Annotated in this window: 2 tRNA genes and 1 rRNA gene; all 3 read right to left on the reverse strand. The window is 48.3% G+C overall.

What is annotated here, in order from left to right:
• Positions 1–46: 46 nt before the first annotated feature.
• Positions 47–122: transfer RNA gene (locus tag L5L77_RS22610), tRNA-Ala, on the reverse strand.
• Between the two features lie 138 nt (positions 123–260).
• Positions 261–337 (reverse strand) — tRNA-Ile (locus L5L77_RS22615).
• A 99-nt stretch (positions 338–436) separates the two neighbouring features.
• Positions 437–606 (reverse strand): 16S ribosomal RNA (locus L5L77_RS22620); the annotation flags it as partial.

Genomic DNA, 606 nt, shown 5'->3' on the forward strand with positions numbered 1-606 from the left:
TGCATATGCCTTATTACTTTGCAATAAAGTCAGAATAAGGTGTAAATGGTGGAGCTATGCGGGATCGAACCGCAGACCTCCTGCGTGCAAGGCAGGCGCTCTCCCAGCTGAGCTATAGCCCCATTTACATGCAGTGCGAGTAAGTAAGATGTTCCAAACCTCTAAAAGGATTGGTTTGCCAAATCGAGTTATCCGCGGCAAATTAACGCGACGTTTAGTTCACTAAACGAGTGTTAATTTAACAAAGGAGAACGARGATTTGGTGGGTCAGAGTGGACTTGAACCACCGACCTCACCCTTATCAGGGGTGCGCTCTAACCAGCTGAGCTACAGACCCATCTTTGATAAACCTATTTGACTAGGTCCATCTTTTACTCTTTCTTCTATCAAGCAAATCTGTGTGAACACTCAACAAACATTAAGTTAGTCGTATAGGTAAGGAGGTGATCCAGCCCCAGGTTCCCCTAGGGCTACCTTGTTACGACTTCACCCCAGTCATGAACCACAAAGTGGTGAGCGCCCCCCCGAAGGTTAAGCTACCCACTTCTTTTGCAGCCCACTCCCATGGTGTGACGGGCGGTGTGTACAAGGCCCGGGAACGTATTC

Source organism: Shewanella sp. SM29, assembly GCF_025654245.1.
GTDB classification, from domain to species: domain Bacteria; phylum Pseudomonadota; class Gammaproteobacteria; order Enterobacterales; family Shewanellaceae; genus Shewanella; species Shewanella oncorhynchi.